The organism is Providencia sp. wls1922 (assembly GCF_009706505.1).
In the GTDB taxonomy this organism is placed as follows: Bacteria; Pseudomonadota; Gammaproteobacteria; order Enterobacterales; family Enterobacteriaceae; genus Providencia; species Providencia lanzhouensis.
In genome coordinates this window covers 15,469-31,344 of record NZ_WLUG01000094.1, presented here as the reverse complement: position 1 = coordinate 31,344, position 15,876 = coordinate 15,469, and the positions used below count along the sequence as shown (strand labels likewise).

The 15,876-nt window shown below is 45.7% G+C and carries 17 protein-coding genes; 1 reads left to right on the top strand and 16 read right to left on the bottom strand.

What is annotated here, in order from left to right:
- Positions 1-43 precede the first annotated feature (43 nt).
- Positions 44-937 (top strand): LysR family transcriptional regulator, encoded by an 894-nt coding sequence (locus GKR71_RS12360; protein WP_154634347.1) that lies wholly within the window; start codon positions 44-46, stop codon positions 935-937.
- Here the strand turns inward: GKR71_RS12360 and GKR71_RS12355 are convergent, their stop codons facing one another.
- The 16 genes from GKR71_RS12355 to hybA all read right to left on the bottom strand — a co-directional run bounded on the left by GKR71_RS12355 (position 938) and on the right by hybA (position 15,875).
- Positions 938-1,987 (bottom strand): Abi family protein, encoded by a 1,050-nt coding sequence (locus tag GKR71_RS12355; protein WP_154634346.1) that lies wholly within the window; start codon positions 1,985-1,987, stop codon positions 938-940. It lies immediately after the preceding gene.
- A gap of 174 nt (positions 1,988-2,161) precedes the next feature.
- Entirely contained in the window at positions 2,162-2,758 is a 597-nt protein-coding gene (locus GKR71_RS12350; RefSeq protein WP_195848384.1) for an ATP-binding cassette domain-containing protein, read from the bottom strand.
- Positions 2,759-2,762: 4 nt separating this feature from the next.
- On the bottom strand, positions 2,763-3,548 hold the full coding sequence (locus tag GKR71_RS12345; RefSeq protein ID WP_036956244.1) for an ATP-binding cassette domain-containing protein: 786 nt from the start codon (positions 3,546-3,548) through the stop codon (positions 2,763-2,765).
- A complete protein-coding gene (locus tag GKR71_RS12340) occupies positions 3,542-4,354 on the bottom strand; it encodes an ABC transporter permease (protein WP_154634345.1) in 813 nt (270 codons plus the stop codon). The genes GKR71_RS12345 and GKR71_RS12340 overlap by 7 nt, the downstream gene beginning before the upstream one ends.
- Entirely contained in the window at positions 4,351-5,319 is a 969-nt protein-coding gene (locus GKR71_RS12335) for an ABC transporter permease (protein WP_036956240.1), read from the bottom strand. The genes GKR71_RS12340 and GKR71_RS12335 overlap by 4 nt, the downstream gene beginning before the upstream one ends.
- Positions 5,319-6,899: an ABC transporter substrate-binding protein gene (locus tag GKR71_RS12330; RefSeq protein ID WP_154634344.1), complete on the bottom strand. Its 1,581-nt coding sequence runs from the start codon at positions 6,897-6,899 to the stop codon at positions 5,319-5,321. Before GKR71_RS12330 ends, GKR71_RS12335 begins: the two co-directional genes overlap by 1 nt.
- A gap of 69 nt (positions 6,900-6,968) precedes the next feature.
- Entirely contained in the window at positions 6,969-7,994 is a 1,026-nt protein-coding gene (hypE, locus tag GKR71_RS12325; protein ID WP_071992177.1) for a hydrogenase expression/formation protein HypE, read from the bottom strand.
- Position 7,995: 1 nt separating this feature from the next.
- Entirely contained in the window at positions 7,996-9,108 is a 1,113-nt protein-coding gene (hypD, locus tag GKR71_RS12320) for a hydrogenase formation protein HypD (RefSeq protein WP_154634343.1), read from the bottom strand.
- Positions 9,092-9,388, bottom strand: coding sequence for a hydrogenase maturation factor HybG (gene hybG / locus GKR71_RS12315; RefSeq protein ID WP_036956233.1), 297 nt, complete (start codon positions 9,386-9,388; stop codon positions 9,092-9,094). The genes hypD and hybG overlap by 17 nt, the downstream gene beginning before the upstream one ends.
- Positions 9,379-10,491 carry a hydrogenase nickel incorporation protein HypB gene (gene hypB, locus GKR71_RS12310; protein WP_154599782.1) on the bottom strand — a complete coding sequence of 371 codons (1,113 nt, stop codon included), beginning with the start codon at positions 10,489-10,491 and terminating at the stop codon, positions 9,379-9,381. Before hypB ends, hybG begins: the two co-directional genes overlap by 10 nt.
- Positions 10,492-10,617: 126 nt before the next feature.
- Positions 10,618-10,959 carry a hydrogenase maturation nickel metallochaperone HypA gene (hypA, locus tag GKR71_RS12305; protein ID WP_006659165.1) on the bottom strand — a complete coding sequence of 114 codons (342 nt, stop codon included), beginning with the start codon at positions 10,957-10,959 and terminating at the stop codon, positions 10,618-10,620.
- Positions 10,959-11,444, bottom strand: coding sequence for a hydrogenase-2 assembly chaperone (hybE, locus tag GKR71_RS12300; protein WP_108478511.1), 486 nt, complete (start codon positions 11,442-11,444; stop codon positions 10,959-10,961). The genes hypA and hybE overlap by 1 nt, the downstream gene beginning before the upstream one ends.
- A 7-nt stretch (positions 11,445-11,451) precedes the next feature.
- A complete protein-coding gene (locus tag GKR71_RS12295) occupies positions 11,452-11,946 on the bottom strand; it encodes a HyaD/HybD family hydrogenase maturation endopeptidase (protein WP_036956228.1) in 495 nt (164 codons plus the stop codon).
- Entirely contained in the window at positions 11,946-13,649 is a 1,704-nt protein-coding gene (hybC, locus tag GKR71_RS12290; RefSeq protein ID WP_108478454.1) for a hydrogenase 2 large subunit, read from the bottom strand. The genes GKR71_RS12295 and hybC overlap by 1 nt, the downstream gene beginning before the upstream one ends.
- Entirely contained in the window at positions 13,646-14,833 is a 1,188-nt protein-coding gene (hybB, locus tag GKR71_RS12285) for a Ni/Fe-hydrogenase cytochrome b subunit (protein ID WP_036956223.1), read from the bottom strand. Before hybB ends, hybC begins: the two co-directional genes overlap by 4 nt.
- A complete protein-coding gene (hybA, locus tag GKR71_RS12280) occupies positions 14,820-15,875 on the bottom strand; it encodes a hydrogenase 2 operon protein HybA (RefSeq protein ID WP_036956220.1) in 1,056 nt (351 codons plus the stop codon). The genes hybB and hybA overlap by 14 nt, the downstream gene beginning before the upstream one ends.
- Position 15,876 lies beyond the last annotated feature (1 nt).

Genomic DNA, 15,876 nt, shown 5'->3' with positions numbered 1-15,876 from the left:
AAGTAAAATCATTGTTTAACACAATCAAACAATCGAATGGATTATGCAAAAAAATCTCAAGCAAATTACCAGCTTTCTTCAAGTTGTAGACTCGGGTTCATTTACCAAAGCCGCAGAGATCTTAGAGCTAAGCCGTTCGATGGTCAGTATTGATGTTAAACAGCTTGAAAAGAGCTTAAATGTCAGCTTATTGGTGCGAAATACCCGCAATATTGCACTCACTGAAGTGGGGAAATATTTTTATGATGATTTTAAACGGATTCAATTACAGATAGAGGAAGCCTTTGAGAGAAGCCAAAATTTAGCAACCAACATAACTGGCACATTACGTTTCTCTTCAACCAATGAATTTGGGCAACGCTATATTTTGCCTTTACTCCCAGCATTTTGCCGGCAATACCCTCAACTACGCCTACAATACAGTTTTAACTCTTCTTTTGATGACCTATTAGCTGAAAAGCTCGATATTGCGATTCGATTAGGAAATTTAAAAAACTCCTCATTAAAATCCCGTAAGCTCGGAGAATATGCAATTTATTTGGTCGCCACACCCCAGTTTGCCAATCAATGCTCCATTAAAAATATCGAGGACTTAGCGCATATTCCGTGGGTCACACATTCGTTACTGAATTTGCAAGATAGCCAATATATTCTGCAGAATTGTCACGGCGAAAAGTTTGGGTTGCCCTTATTAAACAGCCAATATGAATCCAATTCAGCAGAAACCATCCGCCAGTTGGCATTAGCCTCATTAGGTGCGGCTATTTGCCCCGCGTGGCTGATTGAAGAAGATTTAAAAGCACAGCGATTAGTGCGGTTGTTGCCTGAATTCGAGCTACCGAAACAAAACATTCAATTGCTTTATTCCAATACCCAAACTCTACCCGCCAAGACACGGGCATTTATTGAGTTTTTGGTGGGAAAGTTAAAAGAATAATTAATATCTACGATGAGATTTAGAAATGACACCTATAATTTCATCTGTTCTTTTCACTAAAATGAACTGAGATTTTGATTTTTTAAAAATCATAGCTGTTTTACTGAAACTCTCTTCATGCCCACATTCATGATAATTATTATTTAAACTTAATTCTTTACAGATATTTTTAAATTTATAGTCAGTTAAATCTATAGCGATACTTTTTCCATCAACATCGATTAAATTTATTATAAAATTAAAAATATCTTTATGTTCTAGAACTGATAAAACTTTGCCATCTTTATTCTTCACTAAAATAAATCTTGCTTTAGGTATTTCTGATAAAAAGATATTCTCATTTATTTCAATAAAGTCATTATCACATCGTTCACTAAAATGTGGTCTAGGCTCACCAGTCGGACTAGGTGATGTACGCAGCATTTCATTCACAGTGGAATAGTGCTTAACCCATCTACTTGTTTCTAAAGAAATCCAATTAATAACGTCAATTACTTGAGAGTGCAATGTTGAAATATCTAAATCATGAATAGGCTCGTAGTGAGCAATTCTATTTCTAAGTTTATTAATATTTTTAATTATCTTTTGAAATTCTTTTCTTGTGGTTATGTGATGGGGCGTCAATACTTTCATATTTTTCTGCCAAAACACTCTGTCATATTCTGCTCTAAATAAATTAGACCAAAAATCGAAAGATAACTCAGCAATGACATTTTCAGTATACTTCATATCACACCGTCTAAATGCGGTATCAAGACTATTTAAACTTTCCGATGTTAGATTAGAACGAAATGCCTGTTGATTAGCCCAATCATCGCCATATAATATTTTAAATATTCTATTGATTCGATTTCTTAATGACACCTCTAACATATGTAATGGAAATAAAAAGGCTTTGGAAATTCGGGCATTATATAAATATAAATTAAATGCATATATTTCATTAAAGCCCGCTTTCTTTAAATAAGCCGAAAATCGATTATCCGAAATATTTTCTTTTATTGTATTTATATTACTATCATAAATATAAGTGACTTGACTTTCTGCCATATCCCTCTAGAATCCCTATCAGAGCAGTTGATGTGGTCCCTCTGTAAAACATGCACCCTCAACAATCTATTTAGAGCCCCGAGATAGGCATATTGTCCCTCTCGGGGTTTCGCATTTCTAGGGCATCATAACCTTTTTAAAATAAACCAATCAATATCGAAACCTCTAATACCGCTATTGTGGAGCCACTGTCCACACCTTGGTACACACTTTCTCTAGCAGCGCTTTATTGTGGCTAAAAACAATCATCGCAAGAGGGCGTTGCTGTGAAATACGGATCAAATGCTGCCACACTTCCTTTTGAAGATGGGCATCTAATTGGGCTGTGATTTCATCGGCGATCAACACTTTGGTACGAGGATCGAGGGCGCGAAGTAAAGCTACCCGCGCCAGTTCTCCGCCCGATAACTCGCTGGGGCGTCGCTCTAACCATTGCGGTTTGATGGAAAAATAATCTAACCATTGGGCATCCGGTTCCCACGCATCACGAACACTGGAACCCACGGTACGATAGGGATTAAAGCTTTTTTCTGGGTGCTGGGGGACTAGCTGGATTGGGCAATAACCGCGATGGGGAACTGGCGCACCATTCAATAAAATTTGTCCATGTGTTGGTTGTTGCCACTGACCCAGCACACGTCCTAGCGTCGTTTTCCCAAATCCACTGGGAGCGGAAATACCCAGCCGTTCATTGTCTGCTAATGACAAATTCAGGTTATCCCACAATGTCCTACCCGCTTGCTCAATACGCAGATTTTGAATCTCTAGCATCTGGCTACCTCCACTCATCCAACATCATAAATTGATGTTCAGGCAGGGCATTCCATAAAGATTGGATCCATTGTCCGCCACCACCTTGTTTGAGTTTTTGGCTACTCAGTACTTCTTCAAGCGCACCATTACGCAGTAGTGCCACGCGATCGGCGAAACGCACCGCCATAGAAAGGTCATGAGTTACCCATAACACACCGCGGCCATCGCGGCATAAGGATTTGATATTATCGAGCAACTGCGCAGCATGCTCATCATCCAGCCATGAAGAGATCTCATCGGCGAGAATATATTCCGCGCGAGAAAGCGTGGCGCTGCTCGCCAATACCCTTTTTGCCATTCCTCCTGAGAGCTGGCTTGGGTAGTGATTCACTAAGCTCGATTGCAAACTGTATTCTTGTAGGTGTCGTGCCACATCGTGCATTTTTATATGCTGCCCACTGAGTACCGCGGCGCGTTCGAGCTGAGGACCAATCTGAATTAATGGATTTAACGCACTCACCCCTTGGGGCACGTAGCACAACGAATTCCCGCGATACTGAGATTTGGTTTTCTCCGTCAGGGCTTGACCATTCAGTTCGATATTCCCTTTGCAGCGCATATTCTCTGGCAATAATCCTAATGCGCTTTGTAGTAATAAACTTTTGCCTTCACCACTGCCGCCAATCAGCGCCACCATTTCACCAGGTTGAATATCCAATGAAATATCTTGCAGTAATGGAGACCATTGCTTTTTGCCCAACCAACGATATTGCGCCACATCAATGGTCAGATTTTCAAATTTCAGCATGTTGCTCCCCTTAACCACAATTGTTGAGCCGATTTCGCAAATTGGTCAAATAGTAGAACTAACCCCATCAATGCCGCACCGGGGAAAACGACCATCCACCATGCACCAGTACTCAAATAACGTAACGCTTCAGAAAGCAGGATACCCAGTGATGGCTCATGGGGTGCGAGCCCGAACCCGAGGAAACTTAGTGCGGCGCTGTGTAACACAGAATGCGGAAACATTAATAATGTCCCAACCATCCATTGAGGAAGTAACATCGGTAAATAATGGTAGCGTAAACGCTCAAACGCGCTGTTACCTATACGATGGGATAGCATGATGTAATCAGTTTGCTGAACCCGTAGCAGTTCTGAACGCAAGATTAATGTCAATTTAGGCCAGTGGGTTAATGCCACCACCCAAATCACCCCCATATTTCCGCCACCCAGCGTAAAGCAGATCAGCACCAATAGCAGTAAATGTGGTAGAGCAAGGAGCGCATCAATAATACCGCGTACTACATAATCCATGCTTTTATTGAGTGAAGATAACCCCGCCATCACCAAGGCGATCATGCCGCTGGTTATCGACGCGGTTAAACCAATTTGTAAACTGGTAGCAAGCCCTTGAAATGTACGCTCAAATAAATCGCGCCCTAAATTATCTGTCCCAAATAAGTGCAGTAATGACGGCGCCTGTCGCCTATCGAGCAAGCTCATTTCAATATCAGACGAAAGCAACCAAAAAGCGTAGCCACCTAATAAAATCAGGCAACTTAATGAAAGGATTAATTTAATCAGTGCGCAATTAGGATTATAGGTCATGATTCTCTTATCACTCCCTTATTCACCCGTTTCAATAGCAAATCCGCCATCGTATTACTGAAGAAAATCAGCACGGCGCACAGCATCACAATCCCCATTAACAATGGCACATCTCCGCGTAATCCAGCATCAATGGTGGCTTGTCCTAACCCTGGGTACGCAAACACTTTCTCCGCCAACAATGCGCCACTAAAAAGCTCGCCGACAGAGGCAAACTGCAAGCAAATCGCAGGGGTGATAGCGTGTTTAAGCACATGGAAGCCCATCATTGACCAGCCTTTATCCCCTTGCGCTTGTGCGTAATGAATAAATTCGCTATTCATCACTTCAGCCACTTTGGCGCGGGTGTGTAAGGCAATGGTACCCACGCCCAACATGCCAAGGGCAATGACGGGTAAAATTAAATGCTGAACTTTTTGTGAGAATGTGGCGGTCTGTTCATCTAAGCCTATTGGCCATGCGCAGCAAATTGGCGCCCATTTTAAAGAAACCGCGAACAGAGACAGCAGCAATAAGCCTATCCAAAAGACCGGGATTGAGGCGAGTAAATAACAAAATGCCGAAATGATTTTGTCAGGCCAGCGGTTTAAGTAGCGCCCTGCAACTAACCCAAGCCCGAACCCGACCACGCCGGAAAATACCCACGCACTGCCGAGCAAAGCCAGTGACGGAACAATACGGTCAGAAATCACTTGTAAAACAGGGGTATTGTACAACATCGAATACCCCAAATCCCCTTGAAGCATTTGTGAAAACCAGCGCCAGAACTGCATCCAGAGCGGTTGGTCAAGCCCCCAGCGTGCTGCAATCAGCGGGTATTGCTCCGGGGGCACATGCATCAAGTCGTTACCAATATAGGCTTTGATCGGATCAATCGGCGAGTAACTTAGTAGGATAAAAATCCCCAGCGCGGTTACCGTTAATAAGCAGATAAATCGCAATAAAAGCCCAAAGGTTGTTCGCATTACTTACAAGTCCACTTCCATTCATCGACGTTATTCAACACAGACCAAGAGCCGTGAATTTCAGGAGCACTTTTACCTAAATCAACACATTGATTTGATAAGTAAATATGCTGAACATTCATCAACCATGCCCATGCTGCATCCCCTTGAATGCCAACGCCCACTTTGCCATTCCAGTCCACTTGCTGCCATAACGGGATGGCGGCATCCTGGTCTGGCTGACGCAATGCTTCTTCGATAATTTCATCCACTGCGGGATTTTTATAGTAACCGGCGTTATAGAAACCGACACCCGCAGCTTTGCTGCTGTAGTTATGGACTAACTCCATTGGGTCGAGGCTGCCCCAGCCAAACAGTGTCGGGTTAGCATGCATATGCAATTCAACCGTTTCCCAGCTACCTGATTTTAAATCCATTTCAATACCGAGCGGTTTTAAGCTTGAGCGAATGGCTTGGGCTAAATCGCGGCGAGTCGTGTCACCACTGGCATACCACAGGGTTAATTTCGCTACTTTGCCATTTTTCTCTCTTAAACCGTCTTTATTTAGCTTCCAGCCAGCCTCTTCCAAAATGACCTTCGCTTTGTCTAAATCCCCATCTTTGAATGACGATTTAGGGTTATTCCAAGGTAACCCAGCAACACCGGTATAAGCCGGAACAGCAAAGCCTTCAAGAACAGATTCCGCGAGCAACTTGCGGTCTAATGCATAGTTAATGGCTTTACGAATAGCCACATCGGAGGTGATATCATTACCGATTGGGTTGCCCTGCGCATCTTTTTCGCCAGCAGGCGGGATTGGGAATGAGATCCCTCGGTTTTCGACGCTGTAACGCTCAATTAGCTTCATGTTAGGGACATTATTAGCATTGCTTGCCACGGCAGGTGGAATGCGCACAACTTCAAGCTGAGCGCTCTGGGCAGCAGCAAATGCGGCATCTTCATCAAGGAACACAAACACCATTTTGCCGTAATCATTTTTAGGACCGGCATAGTATGGGTTTTGCTCAACAATCAGTTGTTGACCCGGTTGGAAAGCCACTAAACGGTATGGGCCTGCCCCAATCGGCTTATGCGCGTAAGTTTTTGCATCGTACTTATCCGCAGAGACGATCCCTAACGATCCCAACACATTGATAAAGGTACTTTGTGGGGAGGATAACGTGATTTTCACGGTCAGCGGATTAACTTCTTCGGCTTTCGCGAAGTTGCCCATATCCACTTTACCGCCGCTCGCCGCCGCATTGTTGTAGCTGAAGACCACATCTTTTGCCGTTAGCGGTGAACCATCCGAGAATTTCAGATCCTTTTTCAAGGTCAGTATCCACTCTTTACCATCCGCATTATGCGTGTAGCTTTCGAGCATATAACTGTACCAAGAAAGATCCGCTTTTTGCTTTAAGAGTGGACTATGCAGGAGCAAGTAACTACCGTGGCTCCAACCCAACATTGGGTCAAAACCTTCAGTGGGTTCTGCGCCAATGGCAAGTCGTAAAGTGTGTGTAGATGATGCTGGCTCAGCCGCTTGTGCTTGCAGGGTAAATCCCATTAAACACATGGCAACCGCTAATTTTTTAATCATATATCCCTCTAACCGGTGATTTTTTCATTTCGGTACCCTTTTCAGGTACCGTTTTTAGGGTACAAATAACTAACAAATTCGAGGTAATGGCTCGCTATGCGGCAGATCTAACAGTCGGGAAGCGCCAAAAATGCCCACCAGCTTCACCTGTTTATTCTCTGTCACATAACCAATGGTTTTGGCATTAACGCCTAATGGATGTTGATGTAATGCGGCTAAAACTTGCTGTTCAGCATCGGGTTTCACCACAATCACTAATTTGCCTTCGTTAGCAAAATTAAGGGGTTCTAAACCTAATAACTCGCACACTCCACGAACGGCGGAAGAAACGGGTAAATCCCCTTCATTGATGGAAATACCGCAGCCACTGGCCTGAGCAAACTCATGCAAAATGGCATTCACACCACCACGAGTGGCATCACGGAGTGCACGCACACCATCAATGTCACGCAAAGGCTCAATAATCGGGGTTAAAACCGCGCAATCACTACTAAGCTGACCTTCCAGGCCTAACTGTTCACGCAAGTTTAAAATGGTCGCACCATGATCGCCCAGTGTTCCACTGACAATCACTTTATCCCCCGCTTGAATTTGCTGAGCGCCCCAATGAATTTCGGTTGGGATCACGCCAATGCCCGCAGTATTGATAAACACTTTATCCGCCGCGCCACGCTGTACAACCTTGGTATCTCCCGTCACGATCTGCACTCCCGCCGCTTTAGCGGTTGCCGCCATGGATTCCACAATGGTTTGCAAATCTGACAGTGGCAGACCTTCTTCAAGGATAAAACCACAAGAGAGGTATTTGGGAACAGCGCCGCTAACCGCTACATCATTCACCGTACCGCAAACTGCCAGTTTCCCTATATTGCCGCCGGGGAAAAAAATAGGGTCAATCACATAGCTATCGGTACTGAATGCTAAACGGTTACCTAATGCGGTCATTTCCGCGAGAGAAAGGCGTGCTTGGTCTTCGCGTTCATCGAGAGCTTGGTTAGCAAAAGCCTGTAAAAACAGCTGTTCAATCAGCTGCTGCATGGCTAAGCCCCCACTACCATGAGCCATAGTGACCACGTTTTTAGAATCCGAGCTCATTTTACGCCTCCCGACGATATTGGTAATACGCGGCGCAGGCTCCTTCAGAAGAGACCATCAACGCGCCAAATGCCGTTTGTGGTGTACAGCGTTGCCCAAACAGCGGGCATTCATTTGGTTTACAGCGCCCCGTGAGCACATCACCACAACGTGCTTGAGGGTCATCCGATACTTGATGAGGCTGGATATTAAAACGTAGCTCCGCATCAAATCTTTGGTAATCAAGGGTTAGCTGCACACCTGAACCTGCAATTTCCCCCAATCCACGCCACTCACTGGTGGCTTTCAATTCAAACACATCGTTCAAGGCTTTTAGCGCTAACAGATTGCCTTCATCCGCCACAATGCGCTTATATTGGTTTTCCACCTCACAGCGACCATCCGCAATTTGATCCACCAACATAGCAAGAGATTGCAAAATATCGAGAGGCTCAAACCCAGTGACCACCAGCGGTTTATGGAATTCTTGGGTAATAAATTGATAAGGATGAGCGCCAATCACCATACTGACGTGCCCCGGCGCAAGGAAGCCATCAATTCGCACATCAGGCTGTTCAAGCAGGCTACGAAGGGTTGGGATAATGGTGATATGTTGGCAAAATACCGAAAAGTTTTTCACTTGGCGCAGACGCGCTTGTTGTAGTGTCAGCGCGGTACTCGGCATGGTGGTTTCAAATCCCAAACCGAAAAATACCACTTCACGTTCAGGATTTTGCTGGGCAAGATTTAACGCATCTAAGGGTGAATAAACGATCCGCACATCCGCACCACGGCGTTTCGCATCCAGCAAAGAGCCATTTTTACCCGGCACACGCATCGCATCGCCATAGGTGCAGAAAATCACTTCAGGACGTTCAGCAATTTCAATGCAGCCATCAATTCGTCCCATCGGCAGTACACAGACTGGGCAACCCGGTCCGTGCACAAATTCAATTTCAGGAGGAAGAAGCTGGTCAATACCAAATTTGAAGATGGCGTGGGTGTGACCACCACACACTTCCATTAACTGTAATGGGCGCTGCTTGGCTCTTGGGATATCCGCAATACGCTTGCGGATATGCGCCAATAAGGCTTTTGCCAAGGCAGGGTCGCGAAACTCATCGACGTACTGCATCTGTTGCTCCCGAATTTAGCCCTGTAAAGTCTCCCACTTCATGGTCTAACTGGCTCATTGCCGTTAGCGCATCAAGGGTGGCTTGAGCCTCTTCTTCGTTAATCACACTCATCGCAAAGCCAACGTGTACCAAGACCCATTGACCTAGCAGGTCCGCGGTGTCCCCTTCACAAATCAGCCCAATGTTCACATCGCGTTTTACTCCACAGACGTCAACTTGCGCTAATTGGTGGACATCTTCGCCCACCGCGACGATTTTGCCCGGAATTCCTAAGCACATAGTTGAGTCTCCAACCATGCTAACCAAGCATCCATCCCTTCACCGCTAGTGGCAGAGACTTTGATCACTTGGATATTCGGATTCACCCGTTTTGCATTGGCAATACAAGCGTCTACATCAAAATGCAGGTACGGCAGTAAGTCGATTTTATTAAGGATCATAATGTCTGACGCCGCAAACATATGCGGGTATTTCAAAGGCTTGTCTTCACCTTCAGTGACAGACAGCACCGCAACTTTATGACGTTCACCCAAATCAAAACTCGCTGGACAGACTAAGTTCCCAACGTTTTCAATAAATAGCAGGCTGTTCTCATCCAAACCTAAACGGTCAACCGCATCATGCACCATTTGTGCATCTAAATGGCAACCTTTGCCTGTGTTCACTTGAATCGCCGGCACGCCCGTTTCACGAATACGCTGAGCATCATTGGTAGTCTGCTGATCCCCTTCAATCACCGCGCAGTTCAATTTATCACGCAGACGCAACAGGGTTTCAGTCAGTAAGGTGGTTTTACCGGAGCCAGGGCTTGAAACGAGGTTCAATGCCAAAATATTTTTTGCCACAAAATCTTCACGATTGTGCTCGGCTAGATGGTTATTTTTATCCAGAACATCCATCTCAATTTGTAGCATGCGTTTTTGGCTAATGCCCGGCGCATGAGTTCCCGCTTCACCTTGTCCATAATCGAGGTCATGGTGATCACCTGCGGGGGCAAAAGTGGATTCCGCTTCATGACGATGATCATGATCATGGGAATGCGGATGCTCGTGCTTATGTTTATGCTTATGTTTTTCAATCTTCACGCCACAGGTTTCGGGCTCAGATTGATAGTAGTGGTTCACATCACCTTGATGATAATAATGATGATGAATAATCACCGTTTTACCACTATGTTCTGCTGCATGAGAGTGGTCATGGTGATGATGGTCGTGGTCATGATGATCATGGTCATGTCCATGAGAATGGTGATCATGGTGATGATCATGGTCATGAGGGTGATGGTGATCATGTCCATGGTGGTGGTCATGATCATGGTGATGTTGGTGCTCATCACCTTCAATTCTGCGCTCTCCCGAAGCACAGCCACAAGTACTACACATAATGATTACTCCATAAGTGAGTGATGAAGTTAGCTTAGTGCAACATCAGAAAAATAGGTTGATTCACCGCAAGGTCAATTCACAATTTTCGCTCTAAATCACACAAAAGGTTCTTAGATCAAAAATCTATTCGATTTCTAATTCTTTGATTCGCAGGCTGTCACCGTTCTCAACTTTGAGGTTAAAACCGTGACATTTAGGGCAAGCGGCGTCGTGAGTGTGGACATCAACACTTTCACTACAATCCCAACACCATGCTTGAGCAGGACGATACAGGATGTGCAATTGACTACCGTGTGCCACGGTTCCGCGGCACGCGATATCAAAACAAAAACGAAGGGCACTCTCTTCAATACAAGAGAGCGCGCCAATTTCCAACCAAACGCCGGTCACCTTTTTCACCTGATGCTGTCTAGCTTGCTGTTCAATGATCTCAACAGCACTTTGGCATAAAGAGACTTCATGCATTATTGGTCTCCCAGATAACGAGCGAACACAGCGCGACGTTCCGGCGATTTAGGGACATTAGGATCCGTCACAGGTAAAGAGAGCAACATCCGCGCGCAGTCATCAGCCAGATGTTCACCCTGCGTTGCAGTTAGCTTTCTGTCTAATGGCGACATTAATGAACACGCCAAATATTGAGTTAGCCCTTCCAGTTCCCCAACGGTGTATGTCATTTCGCCGTAAGGGAGAATCAAACCAAGTTTCTCCCCAACAACACGATGCTCCCAATATTGGTCAGGACCCGGCAGGATGATCGCACTCAACATCCAAGGGGTGATAACCGCCCCTACCCATTGATTTTCAAATAACGAAAATGCACTGGCATAGATGCCCATTGTCGGATGCAAGAAGGACAAATCATGCATCGATTGCTGAGCGACTCGTTCAAAAGCAGCCTGAACCAGAGGCTGCGGGTTTTGAGAGTAACCTTGGATTTCTTTTGGCATGGATTCACTAGGCATGGAGACTCTCTTCTTTTGCGATAATCTCTAACCCTTCACTGCGTAGCACTTCAATCACTTTTTGCAATGCAGGCTCTAATGCGGCTTGCCCCGTTTCTGTTAAACCAATTGCTGGTTCTAACGACTCAGGCACAATCCCCACCAGTGTCAGACGCTTCGGAAATTCATCGGTTAGGTGCAGCGCCGATAACACATCGGAAAGCCCTAACTGATGGGGTGAGATTTTACGGGTAAACAGCGCGGGTACTTCAGCATCGCGCAGTACCAAAATGCTACCGGGCTGCTGACTCGACAGCACCACATCCGCAATAATCAAATGGTCACGATCCGCCATAGCGCCAATCAGCTCCATGCCTGCCGTTCCACCATCCAATACCTCAACACATTCTGGTAAGTGATAACGCTCTTCGAGTGCTTCAACAATGCGCACACCGATGCCTTCATCACTCAGCAAAATATTGCCAACACCTAAGACTAATATACGCATTACAGCACCTTCACCTTGGTCACTTCGGAGCCTTCTGTATCGACGATATGCACCGCACAAGACATGCATGGGTCGAAGGAGTGGATCGTTCTGACGACTTCCAATGGTTTAGATGGGTCAGCCACCGTAGTTCCGACTAGCGCCTGCTCATAAGGACCTGGTTCATCATTGAAATTACGTGGACCCGAGTTCCATGTAGATGGAACAACCGCTTGATAGTTTTCAATTTTACCGTCTTTTACCACCACCCAGTGGGATAACAGACCACGAGGCACTTCACCAAAACCAACCCCTTTGATCACCGTATCTTGTGGGAAGTTTGGTTTGATAAAGGTGGTGTGATCGCCTTTACCGATATTATCCACCAGAGCTTGCCATTGAATAGATAAGGTTTCGTTTAATACGCAGCAACGAACTGTACGACCAATAATGCGACCTAATGTTGATTCGAGCTGGTCTTTAGTGATCGTGTTGCCTGTTAAGGTTTGGTATAAACCGACGACATCGTTAAAGTGTTTTTCAGTTGGCTCATGTTTCGCTGCCAGTTTGCACAGCAAGTCAGCCAATGGACCCACTTCCACGGTTTTGTCGTAGAAGGTTGGTGCTTTAACCCAAGAGTATTTACCGTCATCTTCCCAGCCAGTGTAATCAGGAATAGTGGTGCCTTCCCAAGGGGCTTGCGGCTCGTTATCTTTGTACCATGCGTGCTTGCTGCTCTCTTTAATACCGTTAATCAGGTATTCATCAGTGTGGCTAGTGATTGGGCGATAAGTACTGAAATCCCCATTTTCCAGATAACCACCCGGTAACAAGAAGCTGCCATTTTTGTTGTCCATTGGCATTTCAGGTACACACATATAATGTTTGGCACCTTTACCCATTTCTAACCATTCTGGATAACCCGATGCGATCACTGCCGCGTCGATTTTGTACACTTGCTCGATAAAATCCCCTAAACGGTCAATAAAGGATTTCACGTACATTAAGCGCTCAAGGTTAAGTACACCAAGACCATCAAGGTTGATTGGGTTAGCAACACCGCCCACCGCTAAGTTTTGAATATGCGGTGTTTTACCGCCCAGCAGTGCCACGATACGGTTGGCATCACGCTGACATTCCAGCGCTTGCAGGTAGTGAGCCACCGCAATTAAGTTCACTTCTGGCGACAATTTCATCGCAGGGTGACCCCAATAGCCGTTAGCGAAAATACCTAACTGACCGCTGGCGACTAAATCTTTGATTTTGTTTTGAACACGGGTGAACTCTTCAGGGCTGTTTAACGACCATGTAGAGACCCCTTTAAGCATATTCGCCGCTTTGGTTGGGTCAGCTTTTAATGCAGAAGTAATGTCTACCCAGTCCAGCGCAGATAACTGATAAAAATGCACAATATGGTCTTGGATAGTATGCGCCGCCAAAATCATATTACGGATATATTGCGCGTTAACAGGCACTTCAAGATTCAGTGCGCTTTCAATCGTACGCACAGAAATAATTCCGTGAACTGTGGTACAAACCCCACAAATACGCTGCATGATCATCCATGCATCGCGGGCATCTTTCCCTTTTACAATCTCTTCCATACCACGCCACATGGTGCCGGATGCCCACGCTTTAGTGACTTTTCCATCTTCGATTTCGCAATCAATGCGTAAGTGACCTTCGATACGAGTTACCGGGTCGATAGTTATACGTTGGCTCATGCTTTACCTCGGGCCTGAGAAGGACTTGAATTAGATTTTTTTATTGCTGGAATAATCGGTAATAGGCGAACTAACAAGATGTATGCGCACACCTCGATGGCCACAAAACCGATGGAAATTAATATCTCTTCTGCGGTTGGGAAATAGTCATATCCACCGCCAGGATTGAAGGCGATCAGTGAGTAGCTCATACGCCATAGCGCAGAACCCAGTAACATGCTTAATCCACTGATATATAACCATCTTGAGTCAGTACGCAGGGATGGCATACGGAAGATAATCAGCGGGATCACCATTAATGCAGTCTCAATCCAGAACATCATGGCGTAGAAATCCATCGCCATCACATAGTGCATCTTGCCGCGGTAAATCAGTTCACCGAAACGACAAACCAAAAACAGCACTAAGAACACTTGAAGGATATTGGTTAACTTAACAAACAGAGGTCGTTCATCAGCCCCTTGCCCTTTTAACGCTGACTGCAATAAAGAGCCTTCAAAAATCACAATGGAGAAACCCATAATAAAGGCGGTCAGTAGCGATAATAACGGCAACATTTCATAGCTTTGCCAAATCGGATGAACCTTGTGCCCTGCGGCAATCATCAGTGAACCCATAGAAGATTGGTGCATCATTGGCAGTAACGCGCCCAATGCGATGATGAAAAACATCACTTTATTCAGGCGTTTTAATGACACTTTCCAATTAAAGCGTTCACAAATTGCAGGGGCAAACTCCAGCGCCATGACACCGATGTAGATAGTCATACACACTGCGGTTTCAAACAGCACAGAGTTGGTATTAAAGTACCCTGGAATATAGAAATAAGGCAGGTTCCAGTAGCGACCCACGTCGATGGTGATAGATAAACCACCGAGAGAGTAACCAAATAGACTCGCCAACAGTGCAGGACGTACTAACGGGTGATATTCACCGCGGTTAAAGACATACACTGCCCACGCTAACGCCCATCCACCACAGGCAAAACCGGTACCAATCAGTAAGTCGAAGGCAATCCAGATCCCCCATGGGTATCCGCCGTTCAGGTCAGAGACTGAACCCAGACCAAACACCAAACGTTTTACAATCAAAATCAGGCACAGGATGACAAACGGTCCGAAGACAATCACTGGCCAACTGACTAAACGCCCACCTAGCGGCTGTTCTTTATCATGCGTTGCCATTAGAGTCGTCCCCCTTGTCCTTAGGATTTTGGTCGTCATGATTTTGGTCGTCATGCGTTTTATTGCCATGAGACTTGTCGTCATGAGAATCATGATTCTTGGTATTGCGATACACTAAGAAACTCAGTCCCGCTAATGCCGCGAGAGGCAGAACCATGCCTTTATACAAGGTGTGCTGAACATTTTCAGAGCGTGCACCGGTTGCCAGTTCATCTAGCTCTGGCAGTCCCAGATTTTGATATGGCACACCAGAAAGCACCATGACCTGAGTACCACCGCCTTCCAATTCACCGTAAATATGCTGTTGGTATTTCGGTGCTGGCATCACGTTCGGGTCATTGTGATGGACAGTTTGGCGAGGGAAGCCATACTCTTCACCCGCTTTCAGCGATAAACGTTTTTTCGCTTCGGCGAGAAGCTCTTCACGGGTACCAAAAATCACCGCACCTGTTGGGCACACTTCAACACAACCAGGTAAACCGCCTTTATCTAAGCGTTCTACGCCTTTTTGGTTACACAGTTCACATTTATGGATGGCACCAAATTTGTCGTCATAAGCATATTTAGGGATGTTGAATGGACAACCCACCATGCAATAACGGCAACCCGTACAGATATCAGGGTCGTAATGCACGATGCCTGTTTTCGGATCTTTGGTGAGCGCAGAAACAGGGCAAACAGAGACGCAGTTAGGATCAACGCAGTGCATACACTGTTTTTTAATGTAGGCGTAGCCATCTTTTTCCTGATCTTTATGCAAGCCTGAGCCATCGCTCCACACTTGAATCACGTTGTTGGTGTATGGCGTCAGTTTGTCATTGTTTGACCATGTTTGAGGACCAACAGGGTTGCGCTCAGGATGGTTAATATCCTGACACTTGGTGACGCACGCCTGGCACCCAACACAGAGTGTCGAGTCATACAACATGCCCAACGCATTTGGAATTGGCGGCCTATTTTCCGCTCCCGCCAAGCTCGGCGAAGTGGTGCTTGCAAGCAGCGCTCCCCCAGCTGAGAGCTTAAGGAAATTTCGTCTATCCACG

Bases quoted from the DNA above. Each gene is read 5' to 3' on its own strand.
- GKR71_RS12360 (WP_154634347.1), top strand. From the start codon at position 44: ATGCAAAAAAATCTCAAGCAAATTACCAGCTTTCTTCAAGTTGTAGAC.
- GKR71_RS12355 (WP_154634346.1), bottom strand. From the start codon at position 1,987: ATGGCAGAAAGTCAAGTCACTTATATTTATGATAGTAATATAAATACA.
- GKR71_RS12350 (WP_195848384.1), bottom strand. From the start codon at position 2,758: ATGCTAGAGATTCAAAATCTGCGTATTGAGCAAGCGGGTAGGACATTG.
- GKR71_RS12345 (WP_036956244.1), bottom strand. From the start codon at position 3,548: ATGCTGAAATTTGAAAATCTGACCATTGATGTGGCGCAATATCGTTGG.
- GKR71_RS12340 (WP_154634345.1), bottom strand. From the start codon at position 4,354: ATGACCTATAATCCTAATTGCGCACTGATTAAATTAATCCTTTCATTA.
- GKR71_RS12335 (WP_036956240.1), bottom strand. From the start codon at position 5,319: ATGCGAACAACCTTTGGGCTTTTATTGCGATTTATCTGCTTATTAACG.
- GKR71_RS12330 (WP_154634344.1), bottom strand. From the start codon at position 6,899: ATGATTAAAAAATTAGCGGTTGCCATGTGTTTAATGGGATTTACCCTG.
- hypE (WP_071992177.1), bottom strand. From the start codon at position 7,994: ATGAGCTCGGATTCTAAAAACGTGGTCACTATGGCTCATGGTAGTGGG.
- hypD (WP_154634343.1), bottom strand. From the start codon at position 9,108: ATGCAGTACGTCGATGAGTTTCGCGACCCTGCCTTGGCAAAAGCCTTA.
- hybG (WP_036956233.1), bottom strand. From the start codon at position 9,388: ATGTGCTTAGGAATTCCGGGCAAAATCGTCGCGGTGGGCGAAGATGTC.
- hypB (WP_154599782.1), bottom strand. From the start codon at position 10,491: ATGTGTAGTACTTGTGGCTGTGCTTCGGGAGAGCGCAGAATTGAAGGT.
- hypA (WP_006659165.1), bottom strand. From the start codon at position 10,959: ATGCATGAAGTCTCTTTATGCCAAAGTGCTGTTGAGATCATTGAACAG.
- hybE (WP_108478511.1), bottom strand. From the start codon at position 11,444: ATGCCAAAAGAAATCCAAGGTTACTCTCAAAACCCGCAGCCTCTGGTT.
- GKR71_RS12295 (WP_036956228.1), bottom strand. From the start codon at position 11,946: ATGCGTATATTAGTCTTAGGTGTTGGCAATATTTTGCTGAGTGATGAA.
- hybC (WP_108478454.1), bottom strand. From the start codon at position 13,649: ATGAGCCAACGTATAACTATCGACCCGGTAACTCGTATCGAAGGTCAC.
- hybB (WP_036956223.1), bottom strand. From the start codon at position 14,833: ATGGCAACGCATGATAAAGAACAGCCGCTAGGTGGGCGTTTAGTCAGT.